The sequence below is a fragment of the Actinomycetota bacterium genome (genome assembly GCA_016700055.1).
Lineage (GTDB): Bacteria > Actinomycetota > Acidimicrobiia > Acidimicrobiales > Ilumatobacteraceae > Kalu-18.
Map to the genome: position 1 here is coordinate 1,948,324 of CP064997.1, position 14,629 is coordinate 1,962,952.

Annotated in this window: 13 protein-coding genes and 3 pseudogenes; 7 read left to right on the top strand and 9 right to left on the bottom strand. The window is 66.8% G+C overall.

Annotated features, from left to right (window positions below; genetic code table 11):
* Nucleotides 1-2: 2 nt before the first annotated feature.
* Nucleotides 3-530, top strand: coding sequence for a PIN domain-containing protein (locus IPM43_09550; protein ID QQS23688.1), 528 nt, complete (start codon nt 3-5; stop codon nt 528-530).
* A gap of 77 nt (nt 531-607) precedes the next feature.
* Here the strand turns inward: IPM43_09550 and IPM43_09555 are convergent, their stop codons facing one another.
* Entirely contained in the window at nt 608-1,282 is a 675-nt protein-coding gene (locus IPM43_09555; GenBank protein ID QQS23689.1) for a hypothetical protein, read from the bottom strand.
* Between the two features lie 436 nt (nt 1,283-1,718).
* Nucleotides 1,719-2,303, bottom strand: coding sequence for an RNA polymerase sigma factor (locus IPM43_09560; GenBank protein ID QQS23690.1), 585 nt, complete (start codon nt 2,301-2,303; stop codon nt 1,719-1,721).
* A gap of 233 nt (nt 2,304-2,536) precedes the next feature.
* Here IPM43_09560 and IPM43_09565 point away from each other — a divergent pair, with 233 nt between their 5' ends.
* Nucleotides 2,537-3,376, top strand: a complete 840-nt coding sequence (locus IPM43_09565) for a hypothetical protein (GenBank protein QQS23691.1) — start codon at nt 2,537-2,539, stop codon at nt 3,374-3,376.
* The gene (locus IPM43_09570) at nt 3,373-3,741 is read left to right on the top strand and encodes a peptidase inhibitor family I36 protein (GenBank protein ID QQS23692.1); all 369 of its coding nucleotides are present in this window, start codon (nt 3,373-3,375) and stop codon (nt 3,739-3,741) included. Before IPM43_09565 ends, IPM43_09570 begins: the two co-directional genes overlap by 4 nt.
* Nucleotides 3,742-4,072: 331 nt before the next feature.
* Here IPM43_09570 and IPM43_09575 read toward each other — a convergent pair whose 3' ends face one another.
* The 7 genes from IPM43_09575 to IPM43_09605 form a co-directional block, all read right to left on the bottom strand.
* Nucleotides 4,073-5,290 carry an ABC transporter permease gene (locus IPM43_09575; GenBank protein ID QQS23693.1) on the bottom strand — a complete coding sequence of 406 codons (1,218 nt, stop codon included), beginning with the start codon at nt 5,288-5,290 and terminating at the stop codon, nt 4,073-4,075.
* Nucleotides 5,274-6,011 (bottom strand): ABC transporter ATP-binding protein, encoded by a 738-nt coding sequence (locus IPM43_09580; protein ID QQS23694.1) that lies wholly within the window; start codon nt 6,009-6,011, stop codon nt 5,274-5,276. The genes IPM43_09575 and IPM43_09580 overlap by 17 nt, the downstream gene beginning before the upstream one ends.
* On the bottom strand, nt 6,008-7,624 hold the full coding sequence (locus tag IPM43_09585; protein ID QQS23695.1) for a hypothetical protein: 1,617 nt from the start codon (nt 7,622-7,624) through the stop codon (nt 6,008-6,010). The genes IPM43_09580 and IPM43_09585 overlap by 4 nt, the downstream gene beginning before the upstream one ends.
* A 153-nt stretch (nt 7,625-7,777) precedes the next feature.
* A complete protein-coding gene (locus IPM43_09590) occupies nt 7,778-8,425 on the bottom strand; it encodes a hypothetical protein (protein ID QQS23696.1) in 648 nt (215 codons plus the stop codon).
* 110 nt (nt 8,426-8,535) lie between these two features.
* A complete protein-coding gene (locus IPM43_09595) occupies nt 8,536-9,132 on the bottom strand; it encodes a sigma-70 family RNA polymerase sigma factor (GenBank protein QQS23697.1) in 597 nt (198 codons plus the stop codon).
* 99 nt (nt 9,133-9,231) lie between these two features.
* On the bottom strand, nt 9,232-9,546 hold the full coding sequence (locus IPM43_09600) for a hypothetical protein (protein ID QQS23698.1): 315 nt from the start codon (nt 9,544-9,546) through the stop codon (nt 9,232-9,234).
* Between the two features lie 10 nt (nt 9,547-9,556).
* On the bottom strand, nt 9,557-10,291 hold the full coding sequence (locus IPM43_09605) for a hypothetical protein (protein QQS23699.1): 735 nt from the start codon (nt 10,289-10,291) through the stop codon (nt 9,557-9,559).
* A gap of 475 nt (nt 10,292-10,766) precedes the next feature.
* Here IPM43_09605 and IPM43_09610 point away from each other — a divergent pair.
* The 4 genes and pseudogenes from IPM43_09610 (at nt 10,767) to IPM43_09625 (ending at nt 14,548) form a co-directional block, all read left to right on the top strand.
* Nucleotides 10,767-11,991, top strand: a pseudogene (locus tag IPM43_09610) (cysteine desulfurase-like protein).
* A gap of 285 nt (nt 11,992-12,276) precedes the next feature.
* A pseudogene (locus IPM43_09615) lies at nt 12,277-12,819 on the top strand (M20/M25/M40 family metallo-hydrolase).
* A 17-nt stretch (nt 12,820-12,836) separates the two neighbouring features.
* Nucleotides 12,837-13,130: a hypothetical protein gene (locus IPM43_09620; GenBank protein ID QQS26508.1), complete on the top strand. Its 294-nt coding sequence runs from the start codon at nt 12,837-12,839 to the stop codon at nt 13,128-13,130.
* Nucleotides 13,120-14,548: pseudogene (locus IPM43_09625) on the top strand (aminotransferase class V-fold PLP-dependent enzyme). Before IPM43_09620 ends, IPM43_09625 begins: the two are co-directional and overlap by 11 nt.
* Nucleotides 14,549-14,629: the final 81 nt, after the last annotated feature.

Below are 14,629 nucleotides of genomic sequence, written 5' to 3' on the forward strand. Positions count from 1 at the left end.
TCTTGTACTCGATCGAGTTGACCGACCTGCTGCTCACCTTCGCATCGCATCGACTCGTCCGCGTGCACTGGTCACCGACGATCCTCGATGAAGTCCGCCGCAACCTCGCCAAGCGTGCCGACCTCACCCCGGACGCGATCGCCTACCGCGTCGACCGGATGAACCGTTCCGTGCCGGGTGCGCTCGACGAGGCGCCCGAGAGTCTCATCGAGGCGATGCCGATCACCGAGCGCGACCGGCACGTCCTCGCGCTCGCAGTGCACGTCGAGGCTGACAGCATCGTCACGTTCAACTTGCGCGACTTTCCGGCCGTCGCGTGCGAACCGTACGGAATCGAAGCGATCGATCCTGACGCGTTCACGACCGCGATCGCCGAGATCGACCCGGCGAGGGTCCAAATCGCGCTCTCCGACATCGCAGGACGGCGCACTCGTCCCGCCATGACTGTGCACCAACTTCTCGACAGGCTCAACAGTGCACTGCCCGCCTTCGCCAGCCGAGCACGAGGGGCAAGAACAGACACTCCCTGATCCTGCGCTCTGCGAGCGCAACGCGAAGACGACCACTCGTATTCGTTGGGCGACAGGCGGGTTGATGCTCCCCTGCGTCAGTAGTTGGACGAGTTGGCGCCGAAGGCGGCGAAGCCGGCCTCGTCGACGGGGACCATCTCCTCGATGATCTGGATGAGTTGATCGAGCGGATAGAGATCGGTGGTGCTGACCCAGACAACCATGCCGGGCTGCTCGGTCCACCAGATGTCGAGTTGCTGGGGACCGTTGAGGCCCGTCTGGTCCGACTGGAACACGTAGCCATCGTGGCCGCGGATGGTGATCCGATCGGCCCCGATCGGGGGCTGCTTGGCATAGACCCCTTGAGCATCCACTCCGGTCCATGTGTGCACCACAAGTTGCCGTGCGTCGTCGTCGGCTCCGCTGGGTGTCGCAACCCAGGCGCTCTCCGTGATCCGTTGTGTGTAGGGAACGTCCTCGCCGACCAGCACCGTCCAGCCGGCGGGCATCGGGTCCGCGATCAGGTCCACCGGTGGTCCACCGGCAGCCGTTGCCGGCACGGTCTGCAACGACCCGGCGAACTCGACGAGCTGCTCGCGTGTGACCGCAGTACCGGCGCGGAGCTCGACCGTCACGCCATCGATCACCCAGCTGGCGGTGAGCAGCCCGCGCTCAGCACAGGTGTTGCCAGTCACGCCTCCCGCATCGAATGGGAGCATGTCCTGGCACGAGCCCGTTGCGAACCCGTCCGCTGCGTACTCGACGTGGATCATCCGGGTCGGGTCAGACGGATCGTCAGCCGCTCCGAACACCCTTCGCTGGAAGGCTGACGGAGTTGTGCGGGTCGAAGTCACGCCGGGCTGGGGAAGCCTCAGCCCGGCAGACGACAGCGACTCGGAGATCAAGACGACCGGTGTCACCGCAGGGACCGCCGCCGGTGGCTCACCGCTACGCCCGTTGACGGCCGCGAGCGCGCCGACACCCAACACCGCAACGACTGCAGCTGCGGCCAGCACCAGGTGCCGGCGGTGGTCCGAACGGCGCGGCTCGGTCAGATAGATGGGCTCGACTGTGGCCATGTCTGGAGCGACGTCGTCTAGCCGGTCGGCAATGCCCATCGTCTCGCCGCTCGCCGTCGCCCACAGTCGGCGACGTTCGTCATCGGTCAACGGCTCGATCTCGGGTCGGTGGTCAGCGAGCATCTTGAGCTCATTCATCGTCGAAGACCCTTTCGTTCGTATCGCTCGGGGTTGGTTGCCGAATCGCGGTGCGCAACGTGCCTCGGATCCGGTGCAGGCGTGAGCGGACAGTCCCGAGCGGGATGCCGAGCGCGCGGGCGGTGTCCCGGTACGAGCAGCCCTCCCAAACGATGAGCACGAGGAGGTCTCGATCCTCGACATCGAGCTCTGCCATCGCTGCCAGCAGGCGGCCGACGTCGGCATTGGCATCGATCTGATCGTCGACCCGGAGCAGCGGGTCGCCGGGGGGCACTCGGGTTGCGCCGTAGCGGCTCATCGCCGCCAGCCGGCGTGTTTCGGTCCGCCAGTGCCGGCGTAACAGGTTGGTGGCGATGCCGAACAGCCATGCACGCTGCGAGCCGCGCGCCGCTTCGTAGTGGTCGAGGTCCTCGAACGCGATTCGGAATGCCTCGGCGACCACGTCGGCTGCCAGGTCGCGACCGATGCGCCTGGCGACGTAGGCGTGCAGCGCGTCGACGTGCGAGGCGTACAAGTTGGCCGCTCGCGTGTCGGTCGACACGCCGCGGTCGCGCGCAGCCGTCGACGGGTCGTTCATGACCAATACTTGCCCGCAGCAATCGTCGAGTTCACGAGACGACTGGCGACGCGCTCAGTGACCACTCGCCAGGGCCCACCAACAAGTGCGAACGAGGAACAGACTGGGTCGAGCCGACACTTACTAGTGTGACGCAGGCAAGGGGCCGGCATTTCGGGGAGCGAGCGAGAGACTCATCCCAACGGAGGCGCAGGTCTTCTGGCGCATTGCACCTGGTCGCAGTCACTCTTGCCATGCTGGTGGTCGTATCCTGCGGTGGCGACGGTGAGTCTGACCTCGATACCAGTGGGGAGCATCGGGCCGAGGTGGAAGCGGATTTCCGCCCCGACATCAACACCTCGATCGTCGATTCCGTGCTCTACGGTCAGTCGTCAGGTGCCTTCGAACTGGAGCTTGCTGGCTACAACCTGATGTCGTACTGCGTGCAAACGGCCGGCTTTGACTGGCCAGCGGTCAAGCCAACTGAGGCGCTGATCCTCGCCGATGTGAAGCCGATCGTGCGACTGTTGTCCGTCGAGGGTGCTCGCAGCAAAGGGTACGGATTCGCCGATCTCACTCCAGCGGTTCAAATGGGCGATCCGGTAGGCGATTACAGGTCGTCTCTCGCTCCCGCGCAGATCCAAGCCTTCGACACGCTCGTGTCGACGTGTTCCGAAGACACGCGTGGGGCGTTGTTCGCGGACACGAGGCAGTACGAGGATCTTCGTCAACAGCTCGAGCAGAAGCGCCTTGACTTCTACACTGCCTTCGAATCACTCGATTCTATCGAGGCACTGACCAGAGACTGGTCAGATTGCATGAAGTCAGCCGGTTATCAGGTGGACACCCTCAGCGATGCAGTCAACCTGGCCTCATCAACCGAGGGTCCCGGAATCCAGGGTATCTCAGTAACGCCAACCCGGGAGTTTGCCATCGCTCTCGCTGATGCCGACTGTCGAGTCAAGACGGATTACGAGGCGATCTACATCGACGAGTTCCGAAACGCTGAATCATCATTCGTCTACGAGAACGAGGGGCTGATCGTAAGCCTGATTCAACTTCGATACGGAAGATCAGAGGGAGATGCATCATGAGAATTCATGTCCGGCTCTTTGCGTTGGCAGCGTTCGGCGCGACGGTTTCAGTAGTTGTCAGCACTGGCGCCCTATCGGCTGCTCCGCCTTCTTGCGCCGGCGGCTTCATCTGCGTCTACGACGGGACGAGTTACGGAGCGCCGCAGTACAGCGCTGCCGCTGCAGCGTTCTCACTCGGCAGCATGAACGATAAGGCGTCCTCGCTTGGCAACAGTCGATCGGTCAACCGAGCCCGCTACTACCGGGATGCCAACTACCTGGGCTGGGACGTGTGTGTCTCAGCGAACGACGCCAATCCATCCTTGGCATCCGATCGCAACAATCGGATCTCTTCGATGGCTATCCAGACGTCGCAATTCTGCTGAATGGCCGTTTGCGTGGCGGCCACACGGAACCCGGCACGCGACGACAGTGGAAGGTATTGCACAGCACTCACGTGTCGGTGAACGAATGAGGTCGAGCACACCACCTAGGAACGCCAGTGCGCCTGTCAGCATCGCGACTAGGCATCGTCTGTCTGAAGTGCGCACCGTTTGTGTAACGCTTCGAGCGGACCTCGGAAAGGCTCAGTCCGGATACTGGTCTGAACGACCCTTACGGGCTCCTTCCGCGGAGGGCCTCGCCGAGTGTGGCTTGTCGTGTCGAAGACCTGGCCCCGAGTACGTCGCCGACGGCTTCCAAGCCCCCTTGACTTCGTCAGTTGCGGAGGGTTTCGGCTGGTGGGGTACGGGCGGCTTTGAGGGCGGGTGGGAGCCCAGCGAGGGTGCCGGTGAGGATTCCGATGAGTGGTGCGGCGATGAGGGTGGCGGGTTGGATTGTCGGTGTCCAGGTGCGGGTCAGAGCGACGATGGTGACGGCAACGATGCCGAGGACGGCGCCGACGGTGCCGGCGATGATGCCGGTGAGGGCGGCTTCGAGGGTGATCTGGGTCGTGATGTGGGTGCGTCGTGCGCCGAGTGCGCGGCGGAGGCCGATTTCGGGGCGTCGTTCGATGATGTTGAGGAGCGTGGCGTTGGTGATGGCGACGGCGCCGATTAGCAGGGCGAGGCCGGAGAGCGCGTAGAAGAGGGTCTCGACGTCGCTTTCGACTTGGTTGCGGAGGGTGTTCGGGTCGGGCGGGACGAGTGCTTGCAGGCGTTCGGGTTGTTGGGGGCGCAGGGCGAGGGGGGCTTGACGTCCGATTAGTTGGGCGGCGCCGGGGGCGGTGTCGATGATGACGGTTCGTTCGGTGTTTCGGGTGTCGAACTGGGTGTCGGCGGTGGTGGTGGGGATGATGACGGCAAGGAGAAGGTCGGGGTTGCGGCGGACGTCGTCGAGGATGCCGATGACGGTGTAGGGGGTGTCGGTGAGGAAGATCACGGGTTGGTGGTCGACGCGGGTGATGCCGAGTTGGTCGGCGGCGACGCGGCCGAGCAGGGCGACGTGTTCGCGTCGTTGCTGGTGCCAGTGGTCGTAGACGCGGCCGGTGGTGAGTGACGGGAGGGAGGCCTCGATGGCGCCGGGTGTGGCGGCGATGACGGGAATCGGGGTGGTGGTGCCGATCGGGCGCGTGGCGGAGTTGCGGGCCTGGATGCTGCCGTCGTCGGAGATGGCGTAGGTGAGTCCGGCATGGTTGACGCCGTTCAGGTTCTCGAGGCGTTCGTCGACGTTGTCGGGGAACGGGTTGGTGCCGTCGGGGGCGGCGTCTTGGACGCGGACCTCGGTGGCACGAAGGGCGTCGAAGCGAGAGGACACTTGAGTTCGTGCGGTCTCGGCGAGGCCGGTGGTGGTGACGAACGCGCCGACCCCGAGGATGGTGCCGAGCGCGGTGAGCAGTGTGCGGATCGGCCGTTGGGCGATCACCGAGACCGCTTCGGCGATCGCATCGCGGAGCCGGAGCGTCGAACGGTGGGTGCGCTCAGTGTGTCGGCGCACGGAAGTCTTCTCGTTCGTTGACAACGCCGTCGGAGATCGTGAGTTGTCGTTGGGCGCCTGCGGCAATGGCGGGGTCGTGGGTGATGACCACGATCGCCATTCCTGCGTCGTGGAGGGCGTCGAGGAGCTCGAGGATCTGGCCCGTGGTGGTGGTGTCGAGGTTGCCGGTGGGTTCGTCGCACAGGACGAGAGCCGGGTGGCGTACGAGGGTGCGGGCGATCGCGACGCGTTGCTTCTCGCCGCCCGACAGTGTGGCGCACAGTGCGTCGCGGCGGTGGGTGAGGCCGACGTGTTCGATGACGTCGATGGCTCGGGTACGTCGTTGCCGTTTGGGTATGCCTTGGTAGAGCAGGCCCAGTTCGACGTTGTCGAGCACGCTGCGGTAGGAGACGAGGTGGAACGCCTGGAACACGAACCCGATGCGGTGGGCGCGGACGTCTGAGCGTTCACGGTCGTCGAGCTCGGCGACGTCGGTGCCGTCGAGGAAGTACCGGCCGCCGGTGGGGGTGTCGAGGAGTCCGAGGAGCGACAGCAGGGTCGTCTTGCCGGAGCCGGATGCGCCGGTGATCGCGGTGTAGTCGCCTCTGCGGATGGTGAAGCTGCACGGATGGAGCGCGGTGACCGGCGGCGGACCGGGAAAGGTCTTGGTGAGCCCGTCGACGACCACGACCGCGTCACCGCCACCGGTCGCTTCGACACCGGGCGTCGCCGTGATGGTCATCGTCCGACGACGACCCGATCACCAGTTGCCAGCGTGGCGGGGTCGACGGGTTCGACGGCGACGAACCCGTCGGCGGTCAAACCGACGGTGACGGGCACCAAGACCGGGGCGTCACTGCCATCGGGGAGGACCGACACCGAGGTGGTGCCATCAGCCGAGGAGGAGATCGCGGTGACGGGGACGACGAGGGTAGGTGTGTCGGTCGAGGCTGCGCTGATGGTGACGCGCAGGTTGGCGCCGGCGAGCTCCGCGGGCAGCGGCCGGTCGGGGGCGATCTCGGCCCGGTAGCCGGTTTGGCCGTCCGGTCCGGTTGTGGGGTTCTCATCGATCGTCGACAGCGTGGCGGGGTAGGAGGTGTTGGTCTGTTCGTCCAGCATCTCGATGGTCATGCCGCTGCGGACGAGCGGCTGTTCGTCGGGCCGCAGTGTCATCGTGACGATGAGTTCGCCTGCGGACAGCTCGACGAGCTGCCCTGTCGACGCGGCGCCGGTTGACGGGTCGGCGCTGGCCGTACCGACTGGACCGAGTGCGGTGACCGCACTCCGGACGCGGGCGGGCAGCGACGGCACGAACACGACTTCGCCCTGCGCGACGGTCGCCCCGGTGAACGCCCGCAGCGCATCGCGGGCGGCGACGGCGGTGTCGCGGGCCTGCATCGCTTGACCGAGCGCGATGTACTCCGCGGTCACATCCGGATCTCGAGCTTCGACGAGCCGTGCTTCTGCGAGGCGCACCGAATCGGCGGCAGCGGCCACCGCAGAGTCTCCCGAGCGTGTCGCTTGAACCACTGCCGATCGCTTGCGGCCGACGTCTGCTTCGGCCGCGGCGATGTCGCTCGCGGTCGCGGTCGGGTCGGTGCGCAGCCGGTCGAGCTCGCCTTGCGCGAACGCCAGATCGGACTCGGCCTGAGCGACTGCTGTGCCAGCTGCGACGACAGCGTCGTTGTATGCCCGTTGTGCAGCGCCAAGCTCGAGCTCCGCTGCTAGCAGCTGCGAACCTTGCGCGCCGCCTTGTGCGGCCTGGAACGTGGCCTCGGCCGCATCGACGACTGCCTCGGCATCGGCAACGGCCTGTTCGGCTGCAGCGATGTCGATCGCCTCGGTCGCCGAGGAGGGGACCGGCTCGTATCCGGCATTGGTATAGAACGCGGCGACACACATCTTCGTCGCCTCACCGTAGAAACCATCCGGATCACTGCTGGCACAACCGAGACGTCCGAGAGCCGCCTGGAGCTGGGCGACATCGGCACCGGTCATGCCCGGCCGTAGCGAGCGATAGACCGGCACCTCACCGGTCAACACGAGCACCGGACGGCCCGACACCTCGATCACGCGTTGTCCCTCGGTCACCTCGTCGCCGACGGCGACGCCGATCCCGGTCACAACCGGATCGCCGTCCACCGACGACGGCACACCGACCGTCACTGAAACCTGCGGCACCACGTCGCCGCGGGTGATGACCGTCTGTGTCAGCACCCGTCGCTCCACCGTCGCGGTCACCCATGACGGTTCCGGCGGTGCAGCGTTCGACGCCGCTTGCTCCGGGGACTGCACCTGACGGGCGAGTACCCACCCGACACCGACCGCCATCACCAACCCCACAGCCCCCGCCACCCACCACCATCGCCGTCGCCGGAGACGCCGATGAGGCACGTCACCGTCGGGAACCGCTACCGCAAGCACGCGACCGGTCGACCGCGCCGTGACGGTCCGTCCAACGGCGACGGCGCGCGAGCCCGAGGCGGGGTCAGGTGACGTAGACACAGCTCACGATCGGGGGAACTTCACGATCAGAACGACCGATGTGGTCGAATCGACTACTGCCTTCGCGCACTGCGCGCTGATCGAGTCTGATCGGATCTCGACTGTCCAGCCTGCGAGGCCCGACTCAGCGACGAGTCGCTGGGCGATCGATTCCACCACCAGCGCCGAGGCACACGGTTGAGCATTGACCTCCTCGACGACGCGATCCTGCAATGAAACGATCGCCTGGTTCTCGTCATCGAGGACGGGATCGGCATCGGCGAAGCCAAGGCCGGCGCACGTGCCGGCATCACCGGGGCGCACCTCGATCACCCCGGCATCGGAGATGCACGCCACCAGCGGAGGCACACCATCGCCTGCGAGCGGTGCTTCGTCAAACCGACCCGCCGCCCACAACGCCCCGCAGGCTCCGACAGGATCATCCGTCGGCTCGATCACGACCACGTCCGCGTCGACACCCGCACCGCGGCACGCCACCCCAGCAGCCGGTTGGGTCGGCTGACCAGAACGCACGAGCGCCGCAACACCGACCGCCCCGCCCGCTACGAGCAGCGTGCTCAACACTCCAAACGCCACCAACTTGAGACGCCGACGCGTTTCACGCTGCTGCAGCCGTTCCAGCCGAGCACCAGACACGATGTCGGCGACCATCCGATCGATGAACTCCGACGAGATCGGTTCGCTTGCCTCGTCCCACACCTCGGGGTGCTGCCGGATCCACACCGCAAGGAAGTCGTCGTCGTAGACGTCGTCGTGCGAGCTCATGGCTCCGTCCTCGCTCGCTCAGGTGCCGGAGCAACCGCGGGTGCCGGTTCGTCGCCCGGTGCACCGAACTGCTGTCGAAACGCGATCCGTGCGACCATCAACCGTTTCCGTGCCGCACCCGCGCTGATGCCGAGCTGACGGCCGATCGACGGGCCGTCACGGCCCAACGCGTCCAGCACGAGTACTTGGCGATCAGCGGCACGGAGACGTTGAAGCGTCAACTCGACCGCTCGCGACGTGTTGGCGTCTTCGACGCGCTGCTCGGCCTCCTGCACGGCTTCTTCGGGCGATGACTGCTGTTCGAGCGGCTCGCGTGCCAACCGATCGAGCATCGTCCGCCACGACGTGCGCCGCCGACCGTTGTTCGCAGCCAGATAGCTCGCACTGCGGATCAACCACCCCCGCTGCTGCCCATCCGACAACTCCGACAGCTGATCCAACCGGCGAAACGCCAGCAGGAACACGTCAGCCCAGAGGTCATCGACGGCGTCCCGGCTGCCCTCGGATCGCGCAAGAACGGCACGCACGGTCAGCCCGTGCGCGCCGATCAACGCCCGCAGGGTTTGCTCGCGATCTTCGTTGTCCTCAGCCACGGCACTCGATCCGGCACCCGTCGACAAGGGTCTTCTCATATGAAGTGTCGCGCCGGACGGAAGTGTTCCTCTCGCGCCCGGCATCTCTGCCATCAGTCCTCACTCCGGCGGCTCGAGCGGAGCCACGGTGACGACGAATCCCGATGGCACCTCATCGGCCAGGTCTGCCACGAAGCGATCGGCGAACACCGACGCAGCGAGCGGATCTCCGAACGGGCCGAACACGCTCGGCAACCCGCTCGCCCGGTCGACGAGATGCACCACGTGCGGCATCGACAATCGTCTTGCCTCATCCGCGGCAACAATCGCATCGATCAGATCCGGCACCGACAAGAACCCGGCGGACGGCGTGCACGCGCGAGGCGCCTGCCACATCTCGAAATCAGGGTGAGGGAACTTCTTCGCCCTGCGCATCTCCACCTCCTCATCTCCCGAGTGACACGTCTGGAGTGCCGCACCTGTAATCAAGACCTGATCCCATTCGCCCTCTCTGCCAACCCTCTGCGGTGATTCGGGTCGCCTCCGCGAGCGCTCTTGCCTTCATCTCCAGCCAAACCGGAACGGCTGATGCCAGCTCGTCGTCGTAGTTGCCGATCGCCTCCTCGACGGCTGCGGACCACGCCTTCTCGAAGCCGAGCTTGCGCTTGCATTCGATGTCGGCCACCGCCGCCTCGAGCTCCTCGGCACTGGGGGTGTCACCGGGGGCGACGTATCGATCGTTTGCGTCCAATGGATCAGCGGCTTCGTATCCGAGGTCTTCGAAACACTCGGACCAGTTCTTGATCACCGCCTGGAAGGCTTCGGAGGCGGTGGCACGTTGGTCGATCTCGGATCTCAGTTTCTGAACGGCGTTCAAGGTCGCCAAGTACTGATCCCTGCTACCGAACAGCTCGTCGTCGGCCCGAACAGCGCATCCGTTCGACCCGAAGCTGTCGGTCACCTCGATGACCAGGTCGCTGCCTTCGATCTCGATCCGGCGGGACGGGCGTGGCGCGCCGTCGACGGGTTCGTCAGTGAGAGCTTGCCAGTATCGCTCCCTTTCGTCGGCGGAGAGCCCTGCAAGAAACTCGGTTTCGGCGGCTGCACGCTCCTCAGACGCAATGAGGGCCGGGTCTCGCGGGAGAGTGATACCCGTGCACCCTGGCGGAATCGAGATCACTCTCCGGCAGACCCCACCGCTTCTCGCCGGTCGCGTACAACGATGGAGGTCCGAATGCGACGCTCGGCACGTCGAAACCGCGCTGGGCCATGCACGCTTCGATCAGGCGCTGACGGACGTCGAAGAACAGCTTGTCGTCCTCGTAGGAGACTGACATTGTCCTGATGCTTGCGGCATCGACACCTGGCTGGACCGAGTCCTCGCTGGTGCTACATCCGAGCAGGGTGAGTGTCGGCGCGAGGGCTGCCCATCGTCTCCGCTGATGTGAGCGCACACGCACCTCCTTCGACCGTTCCATCGAGTCCTCACGTATTAGGTGTCGGCAACTCACGAAGTGTTCCTGACACTGCCCGCTTGCCCAGTTCGATGCTGGTGGGCACGCGCGGGCTGGCGGTAGTACACATCACGTGCACCGGCCGTCTGGTCACCGTTCATCCGTCCAGGGCGGCATCGCGCCGACTTGATCGAAGGACCCATGAGTTACAACGTCTCCGCTCTTCGTGAGCAGTTCCCGTCGCTGCGTTCTGGGATCGCGCACTTCGACGGCCCCAGAAGTCCCAGACGCCCTCGCCGGTGATCGATGCGATCGGCGCGGCGCTCGCTGCACCGCTGTCGAATGCGCGGGCGGGGATCGCGTCGGAACTCAACGCCGGAGTCTGCTGTGAAGCGTTCCGGTCTGCGTTCGCGGACTTCCTCGGTGTGCCGGCCAACGGGGTGGTCTACGGCCGCAGCGACACAGCTCAACTACGACTTTTCCCGCGCGCTGGCGAAGACGTGGAAGCCGGGCGACGAGATCGTCGTCAGCCGCCTCGACCACGACGCCAACGTCCGCCCGTGGGTGCAAGCCGCCGACGCCGCCGGGGCGACAGTGCGCTGGATCGACATCGACCCCAAGTCAGCCGAACTCGACCTGGCACGTGCCGAAGAGGCGATCACTGCACGCACCCGCCTCGTCGCGGTAACCGCCGCATCCAACCTGCTCGGCACGAAACCTCCCGTGCACGCCGTCGCCGACCTCGCCCACTCGGTCGGCGCGCTCGTGCACGTCGACGGCGTCCACTACGCAGCGCATCACCTTGTCGACCTCGACGCCCTCGGGGCCGACCTCTTCGTGTGCTCCCCTTACAAGTTCCTCGGACCGCACTGCGGTGTCCTCGCCGCGAAGACGGACCTGCTGGAGGGGATCCATCCCGACAAGCTGCTGCCGTCCACGAACGTGGTCCCGAGCAGTTCGAGCTCGGCACCCTGCCTTACGAGATCATGGCCGGCGCCACCGCAGCGGTCGACTTCCTCGCCGGTCTCGCACCGGGCGACGACACCAGCCGTCGTGAACGCCTCCGGGGGCGTTCGACGCCATCGACGACCACGGATGGGACTCCGCCGCCAACTCGAGGACGCCCTCGAACGCATCGGCGACCAGGCGATCGTGCACTCCCGCGCCGCCGACCGGACACCCACGCTGCTCGTGACATTCCCCGGGCGTCGCTGCTGGGACGCCTACGAACACCTCGCGCGCGCGACATCCTGCCCCGGCCGGCAGGCTTCGCGCCTGCGAGCCGTTCCGCCGTCTCGACCTCGACGGCGACCACGCCTTGCGGCTCCGGCTCGCCGTACAGCACAACCGACGACGTCGCCCGCGTCACCCGCCGCGCTCGCCGACTTCCTCGCATCGAACTGAGCAGCTGCCGGGGAAGCGGTGATGCCTAGCGTTGTCCACATGGAGTCGTTGCAGTCCGGCAGTCGCGTTGCTGGGCGAACTCGTCGGCATCGACAGCGTCAACCCTGGGCTCGTCCCCGGGGCGGCCGGCGAGTCCGGGATAGCCGATGCGTTGCGTGCACGACTCGAGCTCAGTGGCTTCGACGTGACGGTCGTGAACGGAGGTCCGGCCGGTGACCGGACGAGCATCGTCGCCGTCCCCCGGGGACGCCGCGTCGGCCGGACCGTCGTACTGAATGGCCATCTCGACACGGTCGGCGTCGCCGGGATGGCCGACCCCTTCGTGCCCCGAATCGACGGCGACCGGCTCTACGGACGCGGCGCCGCGGACATGAAAGGTGGCATAGCCGCGCTGGTCGTCGCCGCCGAACACCTCGTCGCCGTCGACTCGCCGGTCTGTCCGGTCCTCGCCCTCGTCGCCGACGAGGAGGACGCCAGCCTCGGCAGCGAAGCCGTGATCGCCGCGCTGGCCGAGCTCGACCTCGTTCCCGACGTCTGCCTGATCGCCGAACCGACCGATCTCGCACTCAGCAGGTCGCTGCGAGGGTTCGGGCTCGTCGAGGTGACGTTCACCGGGCGTGCCGCACACAGCTCGCAAGCGGAGCTCGGTGTCAACGCAATCAGGTACCTCGGACGGCTGCTCGCCGCCGTCGACGTGCGCGCTCCGCACGTCCGGTCGACGGGCGGTGATCTCACGGTCACCGTCGTAGGCGGCGGCAGCTCGCCCTTCGTCATCCCCGACTCGGCCCACTGCATTGTCGAGATGCGCACGCCACCAGATCTGCCGGGCGCGGCGGCGTTGCACGAGGTGCGCTGCTGCGACCCGCGATGGCAGGCGCAGTCCAGGTGCTGGCTGCCCGTGACGGCTGGCGTCTCCAGACCACCGGCCCTGCCGCCGACCTCGCCGCACGGCTCGGCGCAGTGCTCGGCACCGGGCCGACGTTCGACGCGCCCTACTGGATGGAAGCACCGCTGTGGGAATCGGTGTGCCCCACCCTCGTCTGTGGACCCCAAGGTGGCGGCATGCACTCCGTCGACGAGTGGGTCGACCTGCGCCAGGTGCGGGCGTTCACCTCAGCTCTGGTCGAGGTACTCACCGATTGGGTCTTCGATGCCGACTGACCCGAGGGGTCTGCGCCACTCGGCACCGTTGCTCGACGCGTGGCTTCGCTTCCACGACGCAACGCCGACGCCGTTCACGATCCCAGGGCACAAGCAGCGGCACGATCTGGTTGGTGACGTGATCGCCGGCGACGTCCCGCTGTACGCCGGACTCGACACCATGAAGCTGAGCCAGGGCGTGCTCGCCGACGCAGAACGGCGGGCCCGCGGCGCTGTGGGGCGCCGATGTCTGCCGGTTCTCCACCGGTGGCTCGACGCACGCCAACCAGGCGATCGCCCTGGCAGTGGGCGGCGACGGCGACGAGGTGGTGGTCAGTCGAACGCTGCATCGGTCGCTGCTGCTCGGCCTGGTGCTCGCCGGATTGACCCCCGTCTGGGTGCGACCAGAGGTTCATCGGGTGACGGGCCTTCCGCTGGGCGTCGCCCCCGATGCCGTCCGCGCTGCACTGCGCGGGCATCCGCGCGCCAGGGCTGTGTTCGTCGGCGACCCCTCTTACGTAGGCACGGTCGGCGACATCGCCGGCCTGGCCGAGGTCGCGCACGAGCACGACGTTCCCCTCGTGGTGGACGCTGCTTGGGCCCCGCACTTCGGGTTCCACCCCGAGCTGCCGCCACACGCGTTGGCGCTCGGGGCCGACGTGATGGTGGCGAGCGCGCACAAGACCCTGCCTGCGTACAGCCAGGCGGCGCTGCTGCTCGCCCGCACCCAGCGCATCGATCCGGCTCGACTGGACGCAGGGTTCGAGGCCACGGCGACGACGAGCCCCGCCGGTTCCATCCTCGCCAGCATCGATGCCGCCCGAGCCTTGCTGGAAAGCTGCGGCGAAGAACTGCTCGGCCAAGCCATCGCCGCCACTCGATCCGCCCGCGACGTTCTGCGCACGATCAAGGGGGTCACGGTGCTCGACGGTCCGAACGTCGACCCCCTCAAGCTCACCGTCCTGCTCGCCGGGACCGGCGCCGACGGCAACGCGATCGAACGTGATCTCCTCGCCGCGGGTCTACCGATCGAGTCGGCGGACCGCGACGTGCTGGTCGCTGTCGTCACGCTCGCCGACACCGACCGCACCGTCTCCGCGCTCACTGCAGCGCTCGCCGAGTCGATCGACCGTCACCGCAGCGACCCACGCCCGTTTGTCAGCCCAGCCGCGTACCGGGTCGATCCCGTCATCGACGTGTCCCCACGCGCCGCGTTCTTTGCCCCCGCCGGAACCCTCCCGATCGCGGCCGCAATTGGCCGTACCAGCGCCGAGCTCATCGCCCCATACCCGCCCGGCATCCCCGTCATCGCACCTGGCGAACGGTTCACCGCCGAAGTGCTCGCGGCACTCGACCACGCCCGCGCCGCCGGCATCAGGATCGCCTACGCCGCGGACCCGACACTCGCCACCATTCGCGTCGTCATCGCGCCTCCGTAGCCCGAGGATGCGGATGACGGGCCATATCCTGCGCCATCGGATCCGGTCGGAATCTCCGCGGAGCTGAACCGGCCGGTTGAC

Bases quoted from the DNA above. Each gene is read 5' to 3' on its own strand.
- IPM43_09620 (QQS26508.1), top strand. From the start codon at position 12,837: ATGGCAGGCGCAGTCCAGGTGCTGGCTGCCCGTGACGGCTGGCGTCTC.
- IPM43_09600 (QQS23698.1), bottom strand. From the start codon at position 9,546: ATGCGCAGGGCGAAGAAGTTCCCTCACCCTGATTTCGAGATGTGGCAG.
- IPM43_09590 (QQS23696.1), bottom strand. From the start codon at position 8,425: ATGGTCGCCGACATCGTGTCTGGTGCTCGGCTGGAACGGCTGCAGCAG.
- IPM43_09570 (QQS23692.1), top strand. From the start codon at position 3,373: ATGAGAATTCATGTCCGGCTCTTTGCGTTGGCAGCGTTCGGCGCGACG.
- IPM43_09565 (QQS23691.1), top strand. From the start codon at position 2,537: ATGCTGGTGGTCGTATCCTGCGGTGGCGACGGTGAGTCTGACCTCGAT.
- IPM43_09580 (QQS23694.1), bottom strand. From the start codon at position 6,011: ATGACCATCACGGCGACGCCCGGTGTCGAAGCGACCGGTGGCGGTGAC.
- IPM43_09555 (QQS23689.1), bottom strand. From the start codon at position 1,282: ATGATCCACGTCGAGTACGCAGCGGACGGGTTCGCAACGGGCTCGTGC.
- IPM43_09560 (QQS23690.1), bottom strand. From the start codon at position 2,303: ATGAACGACCCGTCGACGGCTGCGCGCGACCGCGGCGTGTCGACCGAC.